A 24,298-nucleotide genomic window follows, 5' to 3' on the forward strand; every position below is an offset into this window, starting at 1 on the left:
CGCAAGTTGTCCCCAGTATCCACCGCCCCTACTGACACGACGAACTAGATCGTTTTTTAATGAACAACCCCACTGGAAGTTGGGCCTGGGGACAACCTCGCATGATCGTCCGCGCGTCGCCTTTGGATCGCCGTCCGGGATCTCGTCACGCACAGCGGGCCACCGCGGCAGTGCCAGCCTCATGCCGGGCCTCGCGCCAGCCTCGTGTCAGGCCCCGCTGTGAGCCGCCGGCCGAAGCCTGCGATGCTGGAACGCCGTACCGGATGCGGCATGGTGGCCTGGCAGTGGCTCGACAGTGGTTCGACAACGACAGGCAGCGGCACGACAGCGGTCGGACCTGCGAACGTGGTCGTCGGGCCGCCGGCAGCATCTGGCGGAACCCGCACCTGTCAGCAGCAGCCGGCATGACAGGTCGGCGTGGTCACGAGGACGAACGGTTCAGAAGGGCGAATCATGAAGTTCCGGGTTGAACGGGACGACTTCACCGATGCCGTGGCATGGACGGCGCGCACACTGCCGACCCGGGCGACCTCCCAGCTTCAGGTCCTGGCCGGCCTCATGCTGGACGCCACCGGGCCGTCGCTGTCGGTCGCGGCCTTCGACTACGAGGTGGCCGCCCAGTCCGGTGTGGACGCGACGATCGAGCAGGAGGGCCGGGCCCTGGTCTCCGGCAAGCTGCTCGCCGAGATCACCAGGGCCCTCCCGTCCGCGCCGGTCGACCTGTACACCGACGGCGCGCGGGTGGTCCTCACCTGTGGCAACGCGCGTTTCACCCTGCCGACCATGTCGGTGGACGACTACCCGGCGCTGCCGCCGATGCCGGCGGTCACCGGCCACATCGAGGGCGCGGCGTTCGCCGGGGCCGTCTCGCAGGTCGCCGTCGCCGCCGGCAAGGACGACACCCTGCCCGTCCTCACCGGTGTGCGGGTCGAGATCGACGGCGATGTCCTCACCCTGGCCGCTACCGACCGCTACCGGCTGGCGGTCCGGAAGCTGCGATGGCGCCCGGCGTCCGAGACGGCCGACGGCGTGGCCATGGTGCCGGCACGTACACTGAGCGAGACGGCGAAGTCTCTGTCCGGATCCGGTGTGGAGGTCGCGATCTCCCTCGGCTCGGGTCCCTCCGGGGAGGCGCTGGCCGGGTTCGCCGGTGGCGGCCGTCAGACCACGACCCGCCTGGTGGACGGCTCGTTCCCGCCCTACCAGCGGCTGCTGCCCGACAGCTCACCGCTGACCGCCCAGGTCGAGATCGCCCCGTTCGCCGAGGCTGTCAAGCGTGTCGCGCTGGTCGCCGCCCGCACCGCCCCGGTCCAGTTGAGCTTCTCCGACGATCAACTGGTTCTGGAGGCCGGGGCCGGCGGTGAGGCCCAGGCCCAGGAGACGTTGACGATCGGCTACGACGGACCGTCGCTGTCGATCGCCTTCAACCCGTCGTACCTGCTCGACGGCCTGGGTGCGCTGGAGTCCGATGTCGTCCACGTCGGGTTCGCCAGCGCTGATGACCCGGACGAGGCGTCCAAGAAGCCCGCCATCCTCACCGGCAAGGCGCCCGACGACGGTGAGGTCCCGGACTACCGGTACCTGCTCATGCCGATCCGGCTGTCCGGGTGACGTGCGTCTCACCCATCTGTCGCTGGTGGACTTCCGGTCCTACCCGGCACTGGATCTGCTGCTCGCACCCGGGGTGAACACGTTCGTCGGCTCCAACGGGCAGGGCAAGACCAACCTGCTGGAGGCCGTCGGCTACCTGGCGACACTCGGCAGCCACCGGGTGGCCTCGGACGCCCCACTGGTCCGCGAGGGCGCCACGAGCGCCGCGGTGCGGGCCCGGATCGCGCGGGGCGACCGCGCCGCGCTGGTCGAGATCGAGATCATCCCGGGCCGGGCGAACCGCGCCCGGCTCAACCGGGCTCCCCTCGCCCGCTCCCACGACGTTCTCGGCCTGCTGGTCATGGTGTTCTTCGCTCCGGAGGACCTGGCCCTGGTCAAGGGGGATCCGGCCGGGCGCCGGCGGTTCCTCGACGATCTGCTGGTGGCCCGCACCCCCCGGCTCGCCGGTGTGCTCGCCGACTACGACAAGGTCCTGCGCCAGCGGTCGACGCTGTTGCGGACGGCCGGGGCGGCACGGCGCTCCGGCCGTGCCGGTGATCTGCGCACCCTGGACGTGTGGGACTCCCACCTGGTCCGGCACGGCTGCGAGCTGCTGGCCGCGCGGCTGGCGCTGGTCGAACAGCTGCGGCCACGGGTGGCGGCCGCCTACCGCGCGGTCGCGTCCGCGCCGGTCCCCCGGCCGTCAGCTGTACCGGCCGTACCGGCCGTACCGGCCGGGCAGCCTGGACCGGTCGCACCGGTCGCACCGCCCGGACCGGGCGCGACGGTGGAACCGGACATGCTGGCTGGAGCGGACGCGCCGGGCACGCCGGACGGATCAGCCGCCGCGGCCGATGTGGCTGGTTCGGTGGTGGCACCGGCCGGCGAGCGGGAGCTGACCGGTGTGGAATACCGCTCGAGCGTGGTCGCGCGCGTGGCCGAGCGGGCCGGCGGCCCGGTGCCTGATCAGACAGGTAACCGGACAGGTGACCCGGTGGGCGGTCAGGCCGGTGGCGAGCCGGTTCCCGACCGGACGGTCCTGGCGGAGGCGATGCTCGCCGAGCTCGCCGCGGTCCGGCAGCAGGAGATCGAACGAGGGGTGACCCTGGTCGGCCCGCACCGTGACGAGCTGCTGCTGTCGATCAGCGGGCGGCCGGCGCGCGGCTATGCCAGCCACGGCGAGTCGTGGTCGCTGGCTCTCGCGCTCAAGCTCGCGTCGTTCGAGCTGCTCCAGGACGACCAGCGCGAACCGGTCCTGCTGCTGGACGACGTGTTCGCCGAACTCGACACGCATCGTCGCGACCGGCTGGCGGAGCTGATCCGCTCGGCCGAGCAGGTGCTGGTGACCGCCGCGGTCGAGGCGGATGTGCCCGCCGCCCTGGCCGGGGCGCGGTTCACGGTGGCGGACGGGAAGGTCAGCCGTGTTGGATGACCCGAATGCCCTGCATGCCCCGGATGATCCGGATACCCCGGGTGGGGCTACCGCCGGCGATCGGCCGGCGGCCGCTACCACCGGCCGCCGCGGGCCGGTATCCGCTGGCCGTGCGCCGGTTCCCGACAGGCACCAGGCAGCATCGGATGACCACAAGAAGTCACCCAGCGACGGTACGTCTGACAGCGGATCGCCACCCGTTGGCCGCGGGTCGGTCGCTGGCCGTCGCGGACGCTCGCCCAGCGGTGACGAGCCCACACACGAGGCCGACATCGCTCAACGTAACAAAATCGCTCAACGTGACGGGACTCAACGTAACGAGAACGAAGGCGGGTCCGGCGAGCAGCCCGCGCGCGGGGCTGATCTCGCCCGTCTCGTCCTGGCTCGGGCAAAGGAGGATGCGCGGGCGAGGGCACGGGCGGCTGGTCGCGGTGGCGGGCGCGCGGGTGAGGGCGATGGCGCGGCCAGCGGTGACGGCCGGTCCGACCCGGCACGGCGGCCGGCGCGCCGGCCGCGGCTGCCCGGGATGGCCGCGCCCGGCCGGGAATGGGTCGAACCAGTCACGCTGGGTGCCACGGTGCAACGGCTGCTTGCCGAACGCGGCTGGCAGGACCAGGCGACGGACGCGTCGGTGCTGGCCCGTTGGGAGGCCCTGGTCGGCCCGAACATCTCCGCACGCTGCCATCCGGTCTCCCTGCGTGATGGCGAGCTGGAACTCGCCGCCGAGTCGACGGCCTGGGCGACCCAGCTGCGGCTGCTGTCCCGGCAGCTGCTGGCCACCCTGCGCACAGAGCTCGGGCCGGACGTCGTGCGCCGGATCATTGTCCGGGGCCCGACCGCGCCGAGCTGGCGGCACGGCCCGTTGCAGGCACCCGGCGGGCGCGGCCCCCGTGACACCTACGGCTGAACCGGCCGGCCCCGCTCGACAGGATCGGGATTCGAGCAGGTCGGGCCGTGGGGCCGGCCGGCCCCACGGCCCGCGCGCCGCATGGGGCCGCGTCCGCGGGCCGCGGCCTGTGGACAGTGACAGCCGGACGGGCGTCGTGGCCGCCGACGGTGCCCGGACGGCGCCGTTGTGCCATGGCCGCCCGGGCACCCGGCCGCACCGCTCGGCCCGCAGTCGGGCGTCGCGGGCATCCCGGACGTTCAGGGCGTCCCGGAGGTTGCCCGCGGCCCGGACGCAGGGTCTCCGGATCGCCCACAGGCGTCGTGCGGGTAACCCCTGCGTACGGGGGTTCGATGGAAAGCTGTTCGGGACGCTGCGCGGATGCCAGGGGCCACCCCGCGTCCTTCTGGTCGGTACGCCAGGTAGACTCAGAAGACGCTTCTCGCGTTGTGCGCAGTTGAGGACGAGGGGACATAACCGCGTGGCCTACGATGCAAGTTCGATCAAGGTTCTTGAGGGTCTCGACGCGGTTCGCAAGCGTCCGGGTATGTACATCGGCTCCACCGGTGAGCGTGGTCTTCATCATCTCGTCTACGAGGTTGTGGACAACGCTGTGGATGAAGCGTTGGCCGGCTACTGCGACACGATCGGTGTGACCCTGCTCGCCGACGGCGGTGTCCGGGTCTCCGACAACGGCCGTGGTATCCCGGTGGGTGAGCATCCGACGGAGAAGCGCCCGGCGGTCGAGGTCGTCCTGACCACGCTGCACGCCGGCGGGAAGTTCGACGGCAAGTCGTACGCGGTCTCCGGCGGTCTGCACGGGGTCGGCGTGAGCGTGGTGAACGCCCTGTCCACCCGGCTCGAGGTGGAGATCCGCCGGGAGGGCTTCACCTGGTTCCAGCCGTATGAGAACACCCGTCCGGCCGCGCCGCTGGCCAAGGGTGCCCCCACGAGGAAGACCGGTACGACCGTCACCTTCTGGGCCGACGACACGATCTTCGAGACGACCGACTACAAGTACGAGACCCTCTCCCGCCGGCTGCAGGAGATGGCCTTCCTGAACAAGGGGCTGACGATCAGCCTGCGGGACGAGCGTCCCGAGGAGCCCCTCGAGGTCACCTACCGTTACGCCGGCGGGCTCGTCGACTTCGTCGAGCACCTCAACGCCAGCAAGGATCCGATCCACAAGACCGTCATCTCGCTGGACTCCAAGGGCACCGGCATCGAGGCCGAGCTCGCGATGCAGTGGAACTCCGGTTACAACGAGTCGGTCTACACGTTCGCCAACACCATCAACACCCACGAGGGCGGCACCCACGAGGAGGGCTTCCGCGCGGCGCTGACCAGCGCGGTCAACGCCTACGCCAAGGACCAGAACCTGCTCAAGCCCCCGAAGTCCAACGGCAAGAACGCCGACGAGCGCCTCGCCGGCGACGACATCCGCGAGGGCCTGACCGCGATCATCTCGGTGAAGCTGGCGCAGCCGCAGTTCGAGGGCCAGACCAAGACGAAGCTCGGCAACAGCGAGGCCAAGCGGTTCATCCAGGAGATGTGCTATTCGGCGCTGAAGGACTGGCTCGAGGCCAACCGGGTCGAGGCCCGGGCGATCGTCAGCAAGGCGCTGGACGCCCAGCGGGCGCGGATCGCAGCCCGCGCCGCTCGCGACCTGACCAGGCGCAAGGGCCTGCTCGGGGGCACCGGCCTGCCCGGCAAGCTCGCCGACTGCCAGTACACCGACCCGGAGCGCTGCGAGCTCTACATCGTCGAGGGTGACTCGGCCGGCGGCTCCGCCAAGGGCGGCCGGGACTCGAAGTTCCAGGCGATCCTCCCGCTGCGCGGGAAGATCCTCAACGTGGAGAAGGCCCGTATCGATCGGGTGCTGAAGAACACCGAGGTCCAGGCGCTGATCCAGGCGCTCGGCTGCGGTATCCACGACGACTTCGACGCCAGCAAGCTCCGCTATCACAAGATCGTCCTGATGGCGGACGCGGACGTCGACGGCCAGCACATCCGCACGCTGCTGCTGACGCTGCTGTTCCGGTTCATGCGCCCGCTGGTCGAGGCCGGCTACGTCTTCCTCGCCCAGCCGCCCCTTTACAAGATCAAATGGGGGCGGGAGGACTGGCAGTACGCCTACTCCGACCGGGAGCGCGACGGCCTGATCGAACACGGCATCGAGGCCGGCCGCAAACTGCCCAAGGACGCCATCCAGCGCTTCAAGGGCCTCGGCGAGATGAACGCCACCGAGCTGTGGGACACCACCATGGACCCCGACCGCCGCATCCTGCTGCAGGTGACCCTGGACGACGCCGCCGTGGCGGACGAGCTGTTCTCCGTCCTGATGGGTGAGGACGTCGACGCCCGGCGCTCCTTCATCCAGCGCAACGCCAAGGACGTCCGTTTCCTTGACATCTGACCGGCCGCGAGGCGCGCGGCCGCGGGCACCGCGGCGAGCCGACCGGCGGCGGTCCAGTCGGTTCGGCACCCCGAATGTCCGGTTACAGACACTTTGTACCATCCATGGCTGACCACCCGCACCATCCCCGTATGGAAGGACCCGCGTGACCGACGTACTACCTCCGCCGCCCGGCGACCGGGTCGAGCCCATCGGCATCGAAGTCGAGATGCAGCGGTCGTACCTCGACTACGCGATGTCGGTCATCGTCGGCCGGGCGCTGCCAGAGGTCCGTGACGGCCTCAAGCCGGTGCACCGCCGCGTCCTGTACGCGATGTACGACGGCGGCTACCGTCCGGACCGGGGCTACTTCAAGTGTTCGCGCGTCGTCGGTGACGTCATGGGTAACTACCACCCCCACGGCGACTCGGCGATCTACGACACCCTGGTGCGGCTCGCTCAGCCCTGGTCGCTGCGCTACCCGCTGGTCGACGGCAACGGCAACTTCGGCTCCCCGGGCAACGACCCGCCGGCGGCCATGCGGTACACCGAGTCACGGCTGGCGCCGCTGGCCATGGAGATGCTGCGCGACATCGACCAGGACACGGTCGACTTCGCCCCGAACTACGACGGCCGTTCGCAGGAACCGACGATCCTGCCCAGCCGCTTCCCGAACCTGCTGGTCAACGGCGCCGGCGGGATCGCCGTCGGGATGGCCACCAACATCCCCCCGCACAACCTGCGGGAGGTCGCCGACGGCGTGAAGTGGTTCCTCGCGCACCCGGACGCCAGCGACTCCGAGCTGCTCGAGGCCCTGCTCGAGCTGATCAAGGGGCCGGACTTCCCCACCGCCGGCCTCATCGTCGGCCGCCAGGGCATCGAGGACGCCTACCGCACCGGCCGCGGCAGCATCCGGATGCGGGCGGTGGTGCAGGTCGAGGAGAACAAGGGCCGCACCCAGCTCGTCGTCACCGAGCTGCCGTACCAGGTCAACCCGGACAACCTCGCGGAGAAGATCGCCGAACTGGTCCGGGACAACCGCATCAGCGGGATCTCCGACATCCGGGACGAGACCTCCGCGCGCACCGGCCAGCGTCTGATCATCGACCTCAAGCGGGACGCGGTCGCGAAGGTCGTCCTGAACAACCTGTACAAGCACACCCAGCTACAGGACACCTTCGGCGTGAACATGCTGGCGATCGTCGACGGGGTGCCGCGCACCCTGCGGCTGGACCAGATGGTGCGCTACTACGTCGACCACCAGGTGGACGTGATCGTCCGGCGGACCCGCTACCAGCTGCGCAAGGCCCGCGAGCGCCTGCACGTGCTCGAGGGTCTGCTGATTGCCCTCGACCACCTGGATGAAGTGATCAATCTGATCCGCAACGCCGAGTCGGCGGACGCCGCGCGCGGACAGCTGATGGACCGGTTCTCCCTGTCGGAGATCCAGGCGGTCGCCATCCTGGACATGCAGCTGCGCCGGCTCGCCGCGCTCGAGCGTCAGAAGATCATTGACGAGGCGGCCGAGCTGCGGGCGAAGATCGCCGAGCTCGAGGCGATCCTTGCCTCACCGGCCCGCCAGCGAGAGATCATCGGCGAGGAGCTCACCGAGATCGTCGACCGGTTCGGCGACGAGCGGCGGACCAGGCTCGTCCCGTTCGAGGGCGACATGTCCGTCGAGGACCTCATCGCCCGCGAGGACGTCGTCGTCACCGTCACCCGCGGCGGCTACGCCAAGCGCACCAAGACCGACCTGTACCGTTCCCAGCGCCGCGGCGGCAAGGGCGTCCAGGGCGCGGCCCTGCGCGAGGACGACATCGTCGAACACTTCTTCGTCACCACCACCCACCACTGGCTGTTGTTCTTCACCAACAAGGGGCGGGTGTACCGGGCCAAGGCGCACGAGCTGCCCGAGCAGGCCCGCACCGCCAAGGGCCAGCACGTGGCGAACATCCTCGCGTTCGGCCAGGACGAGCGCATCGCCGAGGTCATGGCGATCAAGGACTATCAGGCGGCCCCGTACCTGGTGCTCGCGACCAGGCGGGGGCTGTGCAAGAAGACCGCGCTGGCCGAGTTCGACTCGAACCGCTCCGGCGGGCTCGTCGCGATCAACCTGCGGGACGACGACGAGCTCATCGCGGCCCGGCTCGTCTCCGCCGGCGACGACCTGCTGCTGGTCAGCCGGCAGGCGCAGTCCATCCGCTTCCACGCCGACGACGAGCAGCTGCGCCCGATGGGGCGGGCCACCTCCGGTGTCATCGGGATGCGCTTCGACAGCGACGACGAACTGCTCGCGATGGAGGTCGTCCCGCCGGAGTCGGAGGCGAACCTGCTCGTCGCCACCAGCGGCGGATACGCCAAGCAGACGTCGCTGGGCGAGTACCCGGTGCAGGGGCGCGGCGGCAAGGGCGTCCTCACCGCGAAGATCGTCTCCACCCGTGGTGGCCTGGTCGGCGCCCTCGTGGTCAGCCCGGACGACCAGCTCTACGCGATCACGTCCAACGGTGGCGTGCTGCGGACGGTCGCGCGCGACGTCCGCCGGGCCCAGCGGCAGACCATGGGGGTCCGTCTCATCGATCTTGAAGCCGGCGTACAGGTCGTCGGAGTAGCACGTAATGCCGATGCGGAAGACAACGCCAACGGCGGTCCGACAGCCGCTCCCGGCGGGGGAAACCCAGCCTGAGAACGGATGACCGGCGGCCGGGCGGCAAGGCGGGAGATGGACCGTGAGCGACAGCGACGACGACCGGACCACTCGGTCACCGGCCTTCCGTGGATCTTCTCCGCCGCGGCCGGAACAACCGCCCGGACGGGTCGGGGAACCCCGTAACGAACAGCGCGCCGCCCCGGGCCAGGACCGTTCTGGCCCGGGAGCCGCGAAACCCTCCACCCCCCCGACGTTCCCGACACCATCGGTGTCGGGAACGTCACCAGGCTCCGGTGCCGGGGCAGGCTCCACGGCGAGCCCGGGGCCGAACGACGACGGGACGCAGGTGCAGAAGCCGGCCTCGGTGCTCCGGGAACTGCGGATGCCACGGGAGGCCCGTGACACCCGTGGTGCCAGGACCTCGCAGCGGGCGGCCCCCAGCTCATCGGCATCCCCGTCCCCCCGGCCGGCCACGCCGAAGAAGGCGGACACCGGCTCCCAGCCCGGCCGGGCGGACGGGAAAGCCGCGACCACGGGCTCGAACGCCTCCTCCAGGCGCCCGACCCCGGGCCGGCCCGTGAGCTCCCCAACCACCCCGGCGGGTGCCGCGGGCCCACGGCCGGGCGCATTGTCCACATCGTCCACGTCGGCGACATCACCGACGTCAGCCGCCACCGGCTCGACAGGCTCGGCCGGGCCTGCCACCAGCACGTCGGCGGGGACGCGCGGGCCACATCCGACCACGGCCGGCACCCCGTCCGGCGACCCGGCCGCGCCGCGTCAAGCGGCAGGATCTCCCACCGTGACCGACAGCGTCGACACGGAAGCCATCGCCCTGGCATCCGCTTCGACATCCACCGGCGGGCGGCCCCGGCTCGATTCGGACACGATCTCGCTGCGCCGCCCGGCGAAGAAAATCGGCGGTTCAACCGGTACCGGTGCATCGCCGGCCGCCCGCCCGGCAACTGACGGCCAGGTCACGCGCGGCGCGCCGGGCGGGGATGCCGGTGGTGTGGGACAGTCGAAACGTGGACCGGCGGCCGCGGCGGCGCAGGCTTCGGAGACGGAGGCCTTCAAACGGGTGGACGGTGGACATCCACACAGTGACGATCGGGCTACGCCCGCATCGTCTAATCGTCGTGCCACAACAGGCCCGCTGGTGCGCGGTGGGACCACAGGTACTCGGGATCCCCTCGTGAAGCGGCCGACCGACCCCACCGGCGCGGGCGCGTCCGGCACCTCCCAGATCCCCGTACGGGAACGGGGCGGAGTGAAGGAGCCGGCGGCCACCGGGCCGATGACAGGCACCGCCACCGGGCCGTCCGCGATGCGCCCACCCGGGCAGGGACGGCGGGCCCGGCTGCGCATCACCCGGGTCAACCCCCTGTCGGTGGCCCAGCTGACGTTCGCGTTCTCCCTCTGCGTGTTCGTCGTACTGATGATTGCCGCTGCCGTGCTGTGGTTCGTACTGAACTCGATCGGCGTCTTCGACAGCGTCGTGGAAGCGGCGGACACGCTCACCGACGGCAGCAACGGCGGCGTACGCGCCTGGTTGTCGTTCACCAGAGCCATGGAGATCGGCCTGCTCGTCGGCGCGATCAACGTGATCCTGATGACGGCCCTGGCGACCCTGGGCGCGCTGCTCTACAACCTGTGCACCGAGATGGTCGGCGGCATCGAAGTCACCCTGGGCGACTAGCCGCGACACGTCGACCGTGACGGGCTTCCAGCCCGGGTGCCTGCCCCGAACATCCCGCGCATCCGGTACTGTGGAGCCCAGCAAGGACCTGTAGCTCAGTCGGTCAGAGCGCTTCCCTGATAAGGAAGAGGCCGGTGGTTCAAGTCCACCCAGGTCCACGGGCTTGTTTAGCGTGCTTGCCGAACTGTGTTCGGCTTCGCCGGGGCCGCGATGTCTGTCCAGGGGGCGACCCCCTGGAACCCCCGGTGCCGGGCTTCGCCCGGCCGGGCGGGGGACGTTAGCGATGCTGTCTGTGCCGTTCAGTTCGACGTCCTCGCCCACGTCGGGGTCTTTCGGGGCTGGTCAGCCCGCCGTCCGCAGCTCACCCAGTGCCGCATCCAGCGATCTGGTGCACGTGAAGTTGACCCGATTTCATACGCACCTGGGCTCTTTGGGACAGTGGTTTCGAGGAGGATCGCAGGTGCCGAGATCAGAACCGCCCTACACCGCCGAGTTCCGCCGGCAGATGATCGAGCTCGTCCGAGCCGGAAGATCACCTGAGGAGCCGGTGGCGGAATATGGCCCGTCGGGTCAGTCAATCCGTGACCGGGTACACCAGGACGAACGCGCGGATGGGATTCGGTCCGACGGGCTGGCCGCCGCGGAGCGCGACGAGCCGAACCGGCTCCAGAAGGAGAATCGGCAGCTGTGGGAAGAACGGGAGATCCTCCGGAAGGCAGCGGTTTTTTCACGTCACGGAGATCTGTCAGAGATGAAGGTTGCTCTGACCGACGCGGAGAAGACACTATTCTGTCTTCATATTGGCCTGCGTGCCGGGTATGTCGCGCGAGGGCTGATGAGGGTGGCAGGAGCGGAGCAACGGGAGACTGTCACGCTCCGTTCTGCGGGAGCCCAGGGGTGCGATTCCCCTGAGCCATCTGACCTGAAAAGCAGGGTGCTACAGATGGCGCGGCATTCCCGTGCACCGGATGGGAACGACCCGACCAAGCGATGTCATTATTGATTTGGTAACAATCCAGAGGAGGCCCTGTGTCGGCTCGGCGACGACGGCTGAAGGCTTATGACCGACGCCTGCTGGCGAACCAGCCCGTCAGTGAGGAACAGCGCACCGACTACCCGGTCGGTTGGTACTTCGCCCGCTACGGTGAGGATCTCAAGCCGGGCGACGTCGTTCCGCTCGAGCTGATGTCACACCAGTGGGCGCTGTTTCGCACCAAGAGCGGCAAGGTCGGCATCATCGACTCCCTGTGCTGCCACGCCGGCGCCGACCTGGCCCGATCCGGCTGGGTGACCGAGGACCGGCTGGCCTGCGGATACCACGCCTGGGAGTTCGAGACCGACGGCCGCTGCACATCCATGTCGCGTGTGCCGGCGGACAAGATTCCGGCCCGAGCGCGACAGCGCTCAATCCCGGTGATCGAACGGGCCGGGAACATCTACTTCTGGTACGGCCCGGAACCCGTCCGCGCGTTCGTCGACCTGTCACACTTCGAATCCGACCGGTTCGAGAACGTCAAGGGTCAGATATACATCGGCCGTGGCGACCCCGAACGTATTTCGGAACACATTGTCGATTCCTATCACTTCCCGTACAGCCACAAAATCAAAGTGCCGGTCGAGTACTCCGTGCTGGCGAACGAGGGAAACCGGTTCGAATTCCAGCTCCACCCACTGAGCAACGCCGGAGACGCCCGACTTCAGGCGATCAGCACCCACGCCTTCGGTGAGATGGCCGCCCCGTGTATCGGCGTCTATCGAACCCAGACCAGCACAAAAATCAACAGGAAGACCCCGCTGCTGACGGTGCTCACCGCCGCGACCCCGATCCGCGAGGGCCTGTTCACCTTCTCCTGGCGCATCGCCGTCCGCAAGATCGGTCCGGACCGCTATTTCATGCCACTGAACAAGGCGTTCGCCCGCTTCATGTTCTTCCTGGTTCGCTGGAACTACTACTCCGACATGGAAGTCCTGAAGTGGATGCGCAATCCACCGGCCAAACCTCTGCTGGTCAAGCCAGACGGCCCGGCCATCCGTGAGTTCCGGCAGTTCTACCGACGCCACATCATCCCCGGCTGGCGCTGGGGTGATCCGGCGCCGGAGGGCTGGACGGGCTCGAACGGCGGGGCAAAGAGCACCGCGCTTGCGGGGGTCTCGGTCAACGGCGAGACCGGCACCGTTCCGGCAACCAGGGCCGTCGCGCCGAACCCGACGGTGCCGGTGAACGGGACGGCCTCTGTCGACGGGGCCATCCCGGCCCCCGAGACCCGGCCCGGTCCGATCTTTGTCGGGAAGCAGGGAAGCCCCAGGTAAGGGCCTACTCGGGGCCTCCCCGGGGCCTCGAGCAGGGCGGTCTGGAGTTCTGTGCCTGGCCGTGTACCGCTTCAGCCGCCCTGCGTGTCACGATCGAGATGACCCCCGCCACACAGGCGGGGGTCACGTGGTGCGTGTAGCCCAGGCTGCGTCATGCCTGCCGCGCGGGCCAGCTCAGCCTGGCGCCAGCCGCGCCGCTGGCGCGGTTCCCGCACAGCCCGGCCCGGCTCGAACGCCAGCTTGGCCGCCGGGTACGCCCCGCGCACCCGGCTCACCCATCCGCCGTTCCCCAGCTCCACCCGTGTCTGTCGGTTGTTTTCGTGCGCATCCGACGAGCCCTCTCTTGACAACAAACACTTGTTTGTAAACGCTGACTGCACCCGACGAGCAGGCAGCCTCACCGCCTTGTTGGCCGGGGCCGGGGCCGGAGCGGGAGACCAGACCAGGAGAGGAGCCGCATGACCATCAACGTGGACCCGAGCGGTCCTTTACACACGCAGTCACGACCTGAACGCTTCTGGAGCACGACGAACGTGGGGGAGGCACTCCCGGGCGTGGCGACACCCCTGGGCTGGTCGCTGTGGGGCCCCGCGGTCGACGTCGGGGTCCGTGACTGCTTCGCGCGTATGGGCGCGCTCGCGTCCGGTGATGTCCGTGTACAGGACGATCCCAACGACGCCGTCGCCGCCGTCTTCTACGGCCGCGCCGCCCTGAACGTCAACTTCTTCTGTGAGATGGGTGGGCTGCTGCCCGGCTCGGGGCCGGACGCGATCGCGCGCCAGCTGCTCGGCGAGGTCCCGGCGGGCATCCCGTTGGCCCGCTCCAGGCGCCGTCTGCCGTTCGTCGCGGTCAGAATGCCCTACGCGCTGGCCACCATCCGCCGGGACGTGATTGCGCGGACCGGGCCGACGAAGGCCTGGTGGCAGGCGTGGGTACCGCGTTTCGACACCCTCGACGAGGCCGGCGCCCGGCACGCGCTGGCCGAGGGCCGGGACCGCTTCACGGAGATGATCCGAGTGCAGGCCGGTGGCGTGTTCATCGGGGTGCAGGCGGTGTACGACCAGCTGCTCACCCTCATCGAGAAGGCGGGCCTAGACCACGCGCAGGCCAACGCGCTCGTCGCCGGCCAGGGCTCGCACGCCGAGACCGACATCATCTTCGACCTGTGGCGGATGGGGCGTGGGGAGCTGGATCTCGACGCCTTTCTTGCCAGGCACGGCTATCACGGACCCCGCGAGGGCGAGGTCTCCGGGCGGGTCTGGCGCGAGGACCCCACGCCGGTGCTCCGCCTCGCCGCGCAGTACGGCGAGCGCGACGACACCCAGGACCCGGCGCTGGCCGCCGCGGAGCGGACCCGGGCGCGCGAGCGGGCCGAGCGTGAGCTGCTGGCCGGGCTGCCCGCCGCGCAGCGGCCGGGGGCGAAACTCGTGCTGAAGCTGGCGGTGTCGCGGATCCCGCTGCGCGGGGTGGCCAAGGCCGCCTACCTGCAGGCTCTCGACGTCGCCCGCGGAGCCGCTCGGAGGCTGGGCACACTGCTGGCCGCGGACGGGCGTCTCGACGATCCCGAGGACGTGTTCCTGTTCGAGGTCTCCGATCTCGTCGACGGGCTACCCGCCGGGGCGAAAGAGATCGCCGCCCGGCGGCGCGCCCAGCGCGCGGACTTCCTGCGCTACGACATCCCCACGCACTGGCAGGGCAGGCCCGCGCCCTTCGAGCTGGCGCCCGCGGACGACACGTCTGGCGCCTCGGCCGCGCAGGCCGCGCAGGCCGCGCAGGCCGCTGTCAGTGGCATCGGTGCCAGCGGCGGGATCGTCGAGGGCTTCGTACGCGTGGTCCACGACCCGACCTTCAACGACATCGAGCCCGACGAGGTGCTCGTGTGTGTGACCACCGACCCGAGCTGGGCGTCGGTGCTGTTCCTCTCCTCGGCCCTGGTGGTCGACATCGGCGGCCTGCTCAGCCACGCCGCCGTGGTGGCGCGTGAGGTCGGGGTGCCGTGCGTCATCGGTACGGGCAATGGCACCAGGGTGCTGCGCACCGGCGACCGCGTCCGGGTCGACGGCAACAAGGGAACGGTGGAGATCCTCAGGCGGGCCGCGGAAGGCACGGACCGCGATGGCGTGACCCGTGGCAGCACAGAAAGTGGCAGCACAGAAAGTGGCAGTGTGACCCGTGACAGTGAACTGGAGAGCACCGCATGAGCACTCCCACGGCCACCAGTGCGACCACCGGCACGGCCACCGTGTCGTCCCGCGGCGTCCCGGCGGAATGGTTGCCCCGCCCCGAGGACGAGCTGTTACACAAGCCCTTCGGCGACGAGTCCTTACCGTGGAAGGAGACCTTCTTCATCACCGTCCGCGATGATGCCCTCAACGCGAACATCAACATGCACATGACGGTCAGCGCCAACCGCTCGCCGAACACCCGGTGCGCCATCGGCGTTGCGCAGGGCAACAAATCGGTCATCCAGGTGCTGCGGACCGACGGGACGCACAACGACCGGCAGGTCGGCAACGAGCTCGCGCGGCTGGAGATGGTCAACCTCTCCTGGGACTCCAACCACGAGCTGCGGTGGGTCGGCAGCCTCGACGAGGTCGAGTTCGACCTGACGCTGAAGGGGAAGCACTTCGCGCCCCTGTGGGACACCATGTTCAGGGGCTACTACGCCACCGGGGAGAGCGGGCAGGTCTACTGCCACACCGAACAGGTCGTCACGGCCAACGGGACGATGCGCTGGCGCGGCGGGCCGGAGCTTGCGTTCTCCGGCTTCGGCTGGCGCGACCGCGGCTGGGGCCGGCGCAAGACCCAGCTCATGTGGAACACCGGCTGGGACCTCCTGTCGGCGATCCTGCCGGACGACAGCGTCTTCTCGGTCATCGCGCTGCGCAGCCACGAACTGCCCGAGCCGGCTCCCATGCCGGTCGCCGGCTGGTGGTCGGACGCGCACACGCTCGTCCCCTGCGTGGGCGGCGTCTACCACAAGGAGGCGACCGCCTGCCCGAAGCACTACGAGCTCGAGTTCTCCAACGGGCACCGCATCGCCGGTGACCTGGTGCGTCCGACGGGGCGGGTCGCGGTGGCGATGCAGGAGGCCGAGGTCGGGCCGGAGGCTCCCAACTGGGCCGCCACGATGCAGGACTACTACGCGATCTTCGTTGACCCCGAGGGGCGGGAGTTCCCGCTGTTCACCCAGAACGGCTACATCCACAAGGTCGACGTGTTCCGTGGCACGCAGTTCGTCCACGCGGGCTCGCCGCCCCGCCGGGCATGATCGGGGCGGTCGTCTTCGACGTGGGCGGGGTCCTGTGCCCGAGTCCCGTCGGAGAGTTCGAGAAGGTCGACGCCGAGTACGGCCTGCCGGCGGGCACGGTGATGTCCTTCGTCCGAGGCGGCGAGCTGTTCGCCCGCTGCGAGACGGGGCGGATGTCGATCGCCGAGTTCTACCGCCGGTGCTCCTCGGCGATCGCCGAGAAACATCATGTCGATGTGCCGGCGCAGCGTCTGGACGCGATGCTGTGGGCGTGCATGGGCGACAGCGTCCGGCCCGAGATGGTCGCGCTGGTCGTCGAGGTCAAGGCGGCCGGCTACCAGACCGCGTTGCTGACGAACATCTTCGCCGAGCGGCGTGACTGGCTGCACACGCTGCTGCCCGCGGGCACGATCGACGTCTACGGCGACTCGTCGGAGCTGGGGCTGCGCAAGCCCGATCCCACGATCTACCGCAGGCTCCTGGCGATGCTCGGCCGTGGGCCACGGGAGGTGGCCTTCGTCGACGACTTCCCCGAGAACCTCGTGCCCGCGCGCGACCTGGGGATGGTCGGCGTCCTGTACGAAAGCCCGCGGCAGGTGCGCCGGGCGCTGGTCGAAGCCGGCGTGCGGATCACCCTCGATCCGCTGGACGGCCGCACGGGCGAGCCGGAAGCGCGTGAGGTGGGAGCGCGTGAGGCCGGTGGGAGCCCGCGAGGCCGGGCCGTGGCCCCGCCCGAGCGGGCCGGCGCTTCGTTCGAGCGGCCCGGCGCCCCGTCCGAGCGGGCAGCAGTTCCATCCGAGGAGGTGGCCTGATGGATCTCGCGGTGTTGCAGGCGGTGCGGTTGAAGGGCGGGCTGGCGGACGCGTCCACGGTGATCTGGCTGGCCGGCGGCGACGAGGCCGCCGTGCGCCGCTCGCTCGAGTCGCTTGTGGTGGCAGGGCACGTCCAGGAGCGCCGCGGCCGCTATCGGCTCATGCCCGGCGGGCGCGACATGCTGCGGGTGGCGCTGGCCGCCGAGCGCGCGGGCCTGGACGTGACCGCGCTCGACCTGGTCTGGGAGGAGTTCAGCGCGCACGACCACAGGCTGAAGGTCATCCTGCGGGACTGGCAGCTGCGCGACGAGGAGCCCAACGACCACTCCGACGCGGCGTACGACGCCGCCATCATCGCCCGGGTCGAGGCGCTGCACGGCGATGTGAGCCGTCTCGCGACGCGGGCGGCCGCCATCGTCCCCCGGCTGCGCCGCTATCCCGGCCGGCTGGAGATGGCGCTCGTCCGGCTGCACGGCGGCGACCGGCGCTTCCTGACGCATCCGATGGTCGACAGCTACCACACGGTCTTCCACGAGCTGCACGAGGAACTCTACGGCGCGACCGGACGCGACCGGGCGAGCGAGGAGGCCACGACCGGATGACCACGATCACCACCGCGGTGCGCCCGCTCGTCCCCGACCCCGACGGCGACCGCGCGTTGCTGGGCGGCAAGGCGTGGGGCATCCAGCGGATGCTCGCGCTCGGGGTGCCGGTGCCGCCGGCCTTCGTCGTGACCACCGAGGCGTGCGCGCGCCACCGCGTCGTCGGCGGCCGGCTGCCCGCCGACGTGCGCGCGGCGTTGCCCGCGGCGATCGCGTACCTCGAGGAGGCCACCGGCCGCACCTTCGGCTGCGGGCCCACGCCGCTGCTGGTGTCGGTGCGCTCGGGCGCGGCCGTCTCGATGCCCGGAATGATGGACACCGTTCTGAACCTGGGGATGACGCCGCGGGTGCAGGTGGCGCTGGCCGTCTCGACAGGCAACGCCCGGTTCGCGGCCGACACCGCCCGGCGTTTCACCCGCCAGTTCGAGGCGGTCGTCGGTGTCGCGCCGCCCGCCGAGCCGGCCGCGCAGCTCGAGGCCGCGGTGAGCGCCGTGTTCGCCTCGTGGGACTCGCGCCGCGCCCTGGCCTACCGGCGCGAACGCGGACTCGACGACGACGCGGGCACCGCGGTGACCGTGCAGGCCATGGTGTTCGGCAACCTCGACGACGCGTCCGGGACGGGTGTGCTGTTCACCCGCGACCCGCTCACCGGGGATCCCGAGCCCTTCGGGGAGCGGCTGCCGCGGGGGCAGGGGGAGGACGTGGTCGCGGGCACCCACGACCCGCTGCGCCTCACCGAGCTGGCGCGGGCGCAGCCCGCCGTGCACGCCGAGCTCATGGCGCTCGCGGCGACGCTCGAGCGGGAGTGCCGTGACGTGCAGGACATCGAGTTCACTGTCGAGTCCGGGCGCCTGTGGCTGCTGCAGACCCGTGCCGCGAAACGCTCGCCGGCCGCCGCCGTGCGGCTTGCCGTCGCGCTCGCGGAGGAGGGGCTCATCGGCGAGCGCGAGGCCCTGGACCGGGTCTCTCCCGGACAGGTCGCCGCCGTGCTGCGCCCGCACGTCGAGCCGCACGCGCGCGCGGCCGCACGCGTGCTGGCCTCGGGACGTCCCGCCTGCCCGGGGGTCGTCAGCGGCGTCGTGGTCTGCGACACCGAGGCGGCTCAGGACCGCGCCGACGCCGGTGAGGCCGTCGTGCTGGCCCGCCCGACCACCGACCCCGAGGACGTGCCGGCGATGTCGGCTGTCGCGGCGATCCTCACCGAGCTCGGTGGCGCGACGTCGCACGCCGCGGTGGTCAGCCGCGAGCTTGGCGTGCCCTGCGTGGTCGGCTGCGGCACCGGGACGCTGATGGGCCTGGCGGGCACCGAGGTGACCGTGGACGCCGCCGCGGGCGAGGTGTTCGGGGGCGTGCTGCCCGTCGTGGCCCCGACCGGGGCCGGAGACGAGCCTGACCTCGCGCGGCTGCTGGCCTGGGCCCGCGCCGAGCCCGGCGCAGATCCGGCCGCCTCACTGCCGGACCTGCTCACGGCACGCGACCGCACCAGGTAACGCGGCCGCAGCAAGCGCCTTGAGCGCTGGCCAAGTAGCGCGAATCCCGTCCGCAACCATCCACACAGGTCATGATCGGCATCCATCGACGCGACGCTGACCATTGCCGTCGGCCCGCTGGCCGCGCGGGTACGCCGGGTGGCCCGGTGGGCTGTGGACAACTCTCGCCGTACCGCGTGCCGCCGGCTGCCCCGGGAGCGCCTCACAGGCTGGTGCCCTGTGGGTTGGCGTCCACGGGTGTCCTACGAGCTGGCGTCTCACTGGCTGGTGTCACCGGTGCGGGAGTGCGCGAGAACGCCGTGACGGGCGAACAGTGCACACCGGTGGTCAGCGTCACGCGTGTCATACGGATCATGAAGGTCATACATTGCCAAGTCGCGCGCTGCCGGTTCGTGTGCCGCTGGGTGGTCGGTGTGGACGGTCGCGCTGATCAGCCGCGGCACGGCGTGGGTGAGGGCACGCTCGGCGGCCATGGCGATCGCGTGCGCGTCGACGACGGTGAGCTCCCCGGGGACGACGATGTCGGCCTCGGCGTGCAGGCGGTGGCCGATCCAGCGCAACCGGACCCGGCCGACGGCGCTGACACCCCGGGTGGCCCGTAGCGCGGCCTCGGCCGCGTCGATCAGATCCGGGTCGACGGCGTCCATCAGGCGCCGGTAGACCTCGCCGGCGGCGTCGCGGAGCACGGCGAGGATCGCGACGGTGATGACCAGGCCGATGACCGGGTCGGCGGTGTCCCAGCCCACGGCCACACCGGCGGCGCCCAGCAGCACGGCCAGCGAGGTGAACCCGTCGGTGCGGGCATGCAGCCCGTCCGCGACCAGCGCCGCCGACCCGATCCGCCGGCCAATGCGGATCCGGTGTCGAGCCACCAACTCGTTGCCGGCGAACCCGACCAGCCCGGCCGCGGCCACCGCCGGCAGATGGGTGACCACACGGGGATGCAGCAGCCGGTCGACGGCTTCGTAGGCGGCGAAGCCCGCGGACGCGGCGATCGTCGCGAGGACGGCGACGCCGGCCAGGTCCTCGGCGCGGCCGTAACCGTAGGTGTAGCGGCGGGTGGGCGGCCGTCGGCCGAGGACGAACGCGACGCCGATGGGCAGCGTGGTCAGCGCGTCCGTCGCGTTGTGGATGGTGTCCCCGAGCAGCGCCACCGATCCGGACAGCATGACGATGACCATCTGAAGAGCAGCGGTCGTCCCGAGCACGGCCAGCGATATCCACAGCGCACGGATCCCTGCGGCGGACGTCTCCACCGCCGAGTCCACCCGGTTCACCGAATCATGGGAGTGCGGCACCAGCCAGTGAGGCAGTCGTCGCCGCCACACGTCATGCGTGTGTACCGTGCCGTCCCCGGCGCCACTGTCACCATGACCGTGATGGTGGTCATCGTGACGACTGTTTCCGCGTCCGCGTCCGCGCCCACCGCCGCCATGCCCGTGGCCACCGCTGTCGCCACCACCGCCACTACCTTCATGATCACCGCCACCACCGTGGCCGTGGTCATGACGGCGACCATTCTTATGGTCACCGTGGTACTGCTTACGGTCACCGCGGGAACGGTCGCCACGGTCCCTGTGGATGAAGCGGACGAAACGGTGACCATGGGCGGGGTGGTCGCTGTGGGCGGAACGGTGACCATGGGAAGCATGGTCACCGCAGTCACGGTGACCATCAGCGTCATGTGAACGGTGACCACTGGCGTCATGAGGATGGCGAGCGTCGCGAGAATGAGCGTCGCGGGGATGAGCATCGTCAGGACGAGGGTGACCGCTGGCGTCCGGGACACGCTGTTCATGCGCCATACCCGTACGCTGCCACGAAAGGATCATTGCTGCGACGGCGCACCACACCGCCATACGCAGATACGGATTCCCCGTAGATGACCGTATCCGCAGGTGCGACAACGTCGCAGGCGGGGCGCGGCCGGCAGTGCCCGCGAACGGAGCCGCGGCGTCGAGAACGCGGGGGTGAGGGGGAGCGGAAACCACGTCACCGCTCCGTTCGCGGGCTCTTCTTTCGCACCCTCGTTCCCGCTCGCCGGTCAGGAAACAGGATGTGTGGCCGGTCCGGTGGGGTTGGTGGGCGGCCGGTGGCGCGGGCGGCGGCCAAGGGCATCGAGGGGGAGCCCGGGCGCCCTGGCCGGGGCGGTCCGGTGAGGAGCGGAAAAGCGCGCACAGCGGCGAACTTGTCCAGATCATGGTTTGTGTGGGTGGCCCCGCACGGGTATACGGCCAGGGGCGGGCAGGTCGACGGCCGTCGCGTTCGAGCCGGACCAGGACGGCCATCGTCGGGGTGCGTGCGAACCGGTGGCCGATCGTCCTGACGGGTGTGCGGCCGGTCAGCCGGGTGCGGCCGTCGGGGGCCGGCCGTGCTGGAGGTAGGCGGTCTGGCCGGTGTGCAGGGCGTCAGCGCAGGCGTGGACGCGTCGGGCGATGTATGGCGCGAGAAGCTGGTCGCGTTCCGCGGGGGTACACAGCCGCCATGCGATCAGCTCGTCGGCCTGTAGGCGCAGGTGTCGCTCGGCGTCATCGAGGGTGAGCACCCCGCCGTCAAAGACGAAGTTGGCCAGCGCTGGCCGTCCGTTGTCCTGGGGCGGTATCCAGTCGACCGCCAACAGCCGTCCGGGCCGCAGGTCCAGCCCCAGCTCTTCCTTGATTTCCCGTCGTGCGGTCTCCCACGGGTACTCTCCCTCCTCCATGTGACCGCCGGGCAGGAGCCAGGAGTCGGTGCGGTAGGACGGCTGGACGAGCAGGATCCGGCCATCGGGATCATGGAAGAGGGCGCTGGCCCCGGCGATCGAGCGCGGGAGCGTCGCATAGAACTCCGCTGGTGGCAGTGACATCTGCTTCAGATTAGCGGAAGGTGTAGGTGGCAACCGCCGGTATGACGGCGCTTTCCACCTACAGACGTGGAAGCCGTGGGTGGAAATAGTCGTTATGGCGACGGAAACCACCTACGCTCCCCATCCGTTGTTGGTGGGATGCTGGGCACGTGACCGACGGGGGCGCCGATGAGGGCCGCTGGGACTTCTTCGTCTCGTATGCCGAGGCGGATCGTGAATGGGCGGAGTGGCTCGCCTGGACGTTGGAGGAGAACGGGTACCGGGTTCTGATCAGGGCATGGGAGTCCGTCCCGGGGACTGTCTGGTCCGCTCTCGAACAGGAGGGCCTGCGCCGAGCGAGCCGGCTGCTGGCGGTGGTGACACCGGCCTATCTCGAGTCGGATGACGGCGGCGCGCAGTGGCAGGCGGTACGGGAATCGGACCTGAAAGGAGATACCCGGCGGCTGGTCCCGATTATGATCGAAACCTGTGCTCCGGGCAGCCTCGGAATGCTGGGGACACGCGGACGGATCGACCTGACGGATCTGTCGGGGCCGGCTGATGAACAGGTGGCGCGGATCCGGCTGCTCGACGGGCTGCGGGACGCACAGGCTGGGCGGAGGAGGCCGGACAGCCCGCCCACGTTACCGGTCCGGAAACAGGCCACGGCAGGCCGCCTGAGACCGGCAGGTCCGATGCCGTTCCCGGAACGGGTAGCCCGCGCGACCGAGCGGGGAGCTCCGGGGCCCGGGTCAGGGCTGTCGAACGATGCGGATATCGCCCCGGCGGGGACTGGAGGCGGGGCCGGAGGCGATGCGCCCTCGACTTTTCCGGGCATTCCGTCCTCGAAACCGGCCACATGTTCTGGCCGTACCCGGGTGGGGACGCGCACGGATCTCGACGGTGGCCGGGACGCCGACGAGCTCCGCCGCCTGGGAACCGAGAACCCCGGCGGTCCCGGCGAGCCGGCCAACTGGCCCGCATATGAGGCTCTGGTCTCTCGTGCCACGGCCCCCCACGTCCTGGCCGTTGCCGGCCGGCTTGCCGCGACGGCCGGCGAACCGCCTGAATTCCGTCGTCTTCTTCTCGACCTCTGTCGTTACCACTACGCGCGGGGGCGGTTCGGCGAGAGCCGTGACCTCGCCGAACGTGCCCGCCGCCACTGGCTACCGGTGCTCGGCCCCGACCACCTCGACGCCCTGGCCGCGGGTCATCATCTGGCCCGTGCTCTCTTCGCCCTGAAGAGGGACGACCACCAGAGGGCCTACGAGCTGGACCAGGATATCCTGAGTCGGCGGCGGCGGATTCTTCCGGCCGACCATCCCGACATCCTGGCGTCAGCCAACAGCATTGTCATGGATCTGCGTGCCCTGGGCCGTTTCGACGAGGCGTATATGTTGGCTCTGGACACGTGGGAACGTCGGCGGCGGGTTCTCGGCGATGACCACCCGGATACCCTTTCCAGCGCGGCGAACCTTGCTGGATGCCATTACCTGCTCGGTGGCCACCCGGAGTCGCTGCGCCTGAACAAGGATGTCTGGGAGCGCCGGCGCCGGGTTCTCGGTGACCATCATCCCGACACGCTCGCCTCCGCCATCAACACGGCGATGGACCTGTACGCCCACGATGACCGGAGGCCGGCCCGAACGGCCGCTGAGAAGGCGTTTGTGCGCTGCCAGGAAGTTCTTGGCCATGACCATCCGTGGACGCGGACGGCTGCGGGCCTTCTCCGGGAGTGGCGCGAACAGTGATCCGGAGTATCCGTCACGGCCGTTCGTCCGGCCCTCGTTCGTCGTCCCGTGGGGCGGGAATTTCTGGAATATCAGGGAAAAGGTCGGCGGCCGAGCGCGTCGCCCGCATCCATTCTGACAGGTCCCGCTCCGGAGTGCGTTCCCGTTCCGAGGCGCGTTCCCGGATTCGGGTGACTATTGTCGTGGCCTCGCGTGGGGGGTACGTCTCGTCGGCGTCCGGCAGTTCCTCGGCGGTGAGGACCGTGCCCCGGAGTTCGTCCCCGACCCGGGCCGTGACCAGCGGACCGATCACGAGCGAGATCGACTCCAGGGCGCGGGTGGCGGCGAAGAAGGCCCGGAAGGCTGTGGCATCGATGCCGTCCCTCCCGGGGAACGAGACTGGCGTTCCCGCCGCGCGGTTGGTCGCGATCGAGTCGAGAACGCCTCGGGCCCGCTCCCGGACGTCCTCGAAGCTGCTTTCCGCCGGTGGTACGAAGTAGAACGTCTTCTCCCAGGATCCGGACATTATCGGCCCGTCGTAGGTAATCCGTGTGCCCTGTCCTCCCACGGCGGCGGCCAGGGGGCTGGAGAGCGAGTCGAGCAGATCACTCAGCTCTGGTGAGATGTTTTC

At 70.2% G+C, this 24,298-nt stretch carries 17 protein-coding genes and 1 tRNA gene; 15 read left to right on the forward strand and 3 right to left on the reverse strand.

The window, feature by feature from the left end:
* Positions 1 to 453 precede the first annotated feature (453 nt).
* The 13 genes from dnaN to CM1CMNOD_RS21260 all read left to right on the forward strand — a co-directional run bounded on the left by dnaN (position 454) and on the right by CM1CMNOD_RS21260 (position 19,113).
* Entirely contained in the window at positions 454 to 1,611 is a 1,158-nt protein-coding gene (dnaN, locus tag CM1CMNOD_RS21195) for a DNA polymerase III subunit beta (protein ID WP_013871598.1), read from the forward strand.
* A gap of 1 nt (position 1,612) precedes the next feature.
* A complete protein-coding gene (locus CM1CMNOD_RS21200) occupies positions 1,613 to 3,022 on the forward strand; it encodes a DNA replication/repair protein RecF (RefSeq protein WP_131774145.1) in 1,410 nt (469 codons plus the stop codon).
* Positions 3,023 to 3,548: 526 nt separating this feature from the next.
* Positions 3,549 to 3,929, forward strand: a complete 381-nt coding sequence (locus CM1CMNOD_RS23465; protein ID WP_237702919.1) for a DUF721 domain-containing protein — start codon at positions 3,549 to 3,551, stop codon at positions 3,927 to 3,929.
* A gap of 460 nt (positions 3,930 to 4,389) precedes the next feature.
* A complete protein-coding gene (gene gyrB, locus CM1CMNOD_RS21210; protein WP_013871601.1) occupies positions 4,390 to 6,324 on the forward strand; it encodes a DNA topoisomerase (ATP-hydrolyzing) subunit B in 1,935 nt (644 codons plus the stop codon).
* A 145-nt stretch (positions 6,325 to 6,469) separates the two neighbouring features.
* The gene (gene gyrA / locus CM1CMNOD_RS21215) at positions 6,470 to 8,986 is read left to right on the forward strand and encodes a DNA gyrase subunit A (RefSeq protein ID WP_013871602.1); all 2,517 of its coding nucleotides are present in this window, start codon (positions 6,470 to 6,472) and stop codon (positions 8,984 to 8,986) included.
* 1,159 nt (positions 8,987 to 10,145) lie between these two features.
* Positions 10,146 to 10,649 carry a DUF3566 domain-containing protein gene (locus tag CM1CMNOD_RS21220; RefSeq protein WP_013871603.1) on the forward strand — a complete coding sequence of 168 codons (504 nt, stop codon included), beginning with the start codon at positions 10,146 to 10,148 and terminating at the stop codon, positions 10,647 to 10,649.
* An 84-nt stretch (positions 10,650 to 10,733) separates the two neighbouring features.
* Positions 10,734 to 10,807, forward strand: a tRNA-Ile gene (locus tag CM1CMNOD_RS21225).
* A gap of 871 nt (positions 10,808 to 11,678) precedes the next feature.
* Positions 11,679 to 12,959 (forward strand): Rieske 2Fe-2S domain-containing protein, encoded by a 1,281-nt coding sequence (locus CM1CMNOD_RS21230; RefSeq protein ID WP_013871605.1) that lies wholly within the window; start codon positions 11,679 to 11,681, stop codon positions 12,957 to 12,959.
* A 458-nt stretch (positions 12,960 to 13,417) separates the two neighbouring features.
* On the forward strand, positions 13,418 to 15,160 hold the full coding sequence (locus CM1CMNOD_RS21240; RefSeq protein WP_013871606.1) for a PEP-utilizing enzyme: 1,743 nt from the start codon (positions 13,418 to 13,420) through the stop codon (positions 15,158 to 15,160).
* The gene (locus CM1CMNOD_RS21245) at positions 15,157 to 16,230 is read left to right on the forward strand and encodes a hypothetical protein (RefSeq protein ID WP_013871607.1); all 1,074 of its coding nucleotides are present in this window, start codon (positions 15,157 to 15,159) and stop codon (positions 16,228 to 16,230) included. Before CM1CMNOD_RS21240 ends, CM1CMNOD_RS21245 begins: the two co-directional genes overlap by 4 nt.
* Positions 16,227 to 17,021, forward strand: a complete 795-nt coding sequence (locus tag CM1CMNOD_RS21250; protein ID WP_013871608.1) for an HAD family hydrolase — start codon at positions 16,227 to 16,229, stop codon at positions 17,019 to 17,021. The genes CM1CMNOD_RS21245 and CM1CMNOD_RS21250 overlap by 4 nt, the downstream gene beginning before the upstream one ends.
* Complete coding sequence (locus CM1CMNOD_RS21255; RefSeq protein ID WP_013871609.1) at positions 17,021 to 17,623, forward strand: hypothetical protein; 603 nt, start codon at positions 17,021 to 17,023, stop codon at positions 17,621 to 17,623. Before CM1CMNOD_RS21250 ends, CM1CMNOD_RS21255 begins: the two co-directional genes overlap by 1 nt.
* The gene (locus tag CM1CMNOD_RS21260; RefSeq protein WP_131774146.1) at positions 17,620 to 19,113 is read left to right on the forward strand and encodes a pyruvate, phosphate dikinase; all 1,494 of its coding nucleotides are present in this window, start codon (positions 17,620 to 17,622) and stop codon (positions 19,111 to 19,113) included. Before CM1CMNOD_RS21255 ends, CM1CMNOD_RS21260 begins: the two co-directional genes overlap by 4 nt.
* 257 nt (positions 19,114 to 19,370) lie before the next feature.
* Here the strand turns inward: CM1CMNOD_RS21260 and CM1CMNOD_RS21265 are convergent, their stop codons facing one another.
* Positions 19,371 to 20,441 (reverse strand): cation diffusion facilitator family transporter, encoded by a 1,071-nt coding sequence (locus CM1CMNOD_RS21265; protein WP_202797649.1) that lies wholly within the window; start codon positions 20,439 to 20,441, stop codon positions 19,371 to 19,373.
* Positions 20,442 to 20,504: 63 nt separating this feature from the next.
* Here CM1CMNOD_RS21265 and CM1CMNOD_RS22620 point away from each other — a divergent pair, with 63 nt between their 5' ends.
* On the forward strand, positions 20,505 to 20,801 hold the full coding sequence (locus CM1CMNOD_RS22620) for a hypothetical protein (protein ID WP_202797650.1): 297 nt from the start codon (positions 20,505 to 20,507) through the stop codon (positions 20,799 to 20,801).
* Between the two features lie 653 nt (positions 20,802 to 21,454).
* On the opposite strand, the gene CM1CMNOD_RS21270 is transcribed toward CM1CMNOD_RS22620, so the two are convergent.
* A complete protein-coding gene (locus CM1CMNOD_RS21270) occupies positions 21,455 to 21,958 on the reverse strand; it encodes an NUDIX domain-containing protein (RefSeq protein ID WP_043602601.1) in 504 nt (167 codons plus the stop codon).
* 149 nt (positions 21,959 to 22,107) lie between these two features.
* Between CM1CMNOD_RS21270 and CM1CMNOD_RS21275 the strand changes: the two genes are divergently transcribed.
* Positions 22,108 to 23,688, forward strand: a complete 1,581-nt coding sequence (locus CM1CMNOD_RS21275; protein WP_013871614.1) for a tetratricopeptide repeat protein — start codon at positions 22,108 to 22,110, stop codon at positions 23,686 to 23,688.
* 13 nt (positions 23,689 to 23,701) lie between these two features.
* Here CM1CMNOD_RS21275 and CM1CMNOD_RS22075 read toward each other — a convergent pair.
* Positions 23,702 to 24,298, reverse strand: a 597-nt coding sequence (locus CM1CMNOD_RS22075) for a hypothetical protein (protein WP_165001368.1), incomplete at its 5' end; no start/stop codon positions are given.

It is taken from the genome of Protofrankia symbiont of Coriaria myrtifolia (genome assembly GCF_900634755.1).
Lineage (GTDB): Bacteria > Actinomycetota > Actinomycetes > Frankiales > Frankiaceae > Protofrankia > Protofrankia coriariae.

Excerpts from the sequence above, each read along its gene's own strand:
- dnaN (WP_013871598.1), top strand. The coding sequence starts at position 454 with ATGAAGTTCCGGGTTGAACGGGACGACTTCACCGATGCCGTGGCATGG.
- CM1CMNOD_RS23465 (WP_237702919.1), top strand. The coding sequence starts at position 3,549 with ATGGCCGCGCCCGGCCGGGAATGGGTCGAACCAGTCACGCTGGGTGCC.
- CM1CMNOD_RS21240 (WP_013871606.1), top strand. The coding sequence starts at position 13,418 with ATGACCATCAACGTGGACCCGAGCGGTCCTTTACACACGCAGTCACGA.
- CM1CMNOD_RS21245 (WP_013871607.1), top strand. The coding sequence starts at position 15,157 with ATGAGCACTCCCACGGCCACCAGTGCGACCACCGGCACGGCCACCGTG.
- CM1CMNOD_RS21250 (WP_013871608.1), top strand. The coding sequence starts at position 16,227 with ATGATCGGGGCGGTCGTCTTCGACGTGGGCGGGGTCCTGTGCCCGAGT.
- CM1CMNOD_RS21255 (WP_013871609.1), top strand. The coding sequence starts at position 17,021 with ATGGATCTCGCGGTGTTGCAGGCGGTGCGGTTGAAGGGCGGGCTGGCG.
- CM1CMNOD_RS21260 (WP_131774146.1), top strand. The coding sequence starts at position 17,620 with ATGACCACGATCACCACCGCGGTGCGCCCGCTCGTCCCCGACCCCGAC.
- CM1CMNOD_RS21270 (WP_043602601.1), bottom strand. The coding sequence starts at position 21,958 with ATGTCACTGCCACCAGCGGAGTTCTATGCGACGCTCCCGCGCTCGATC.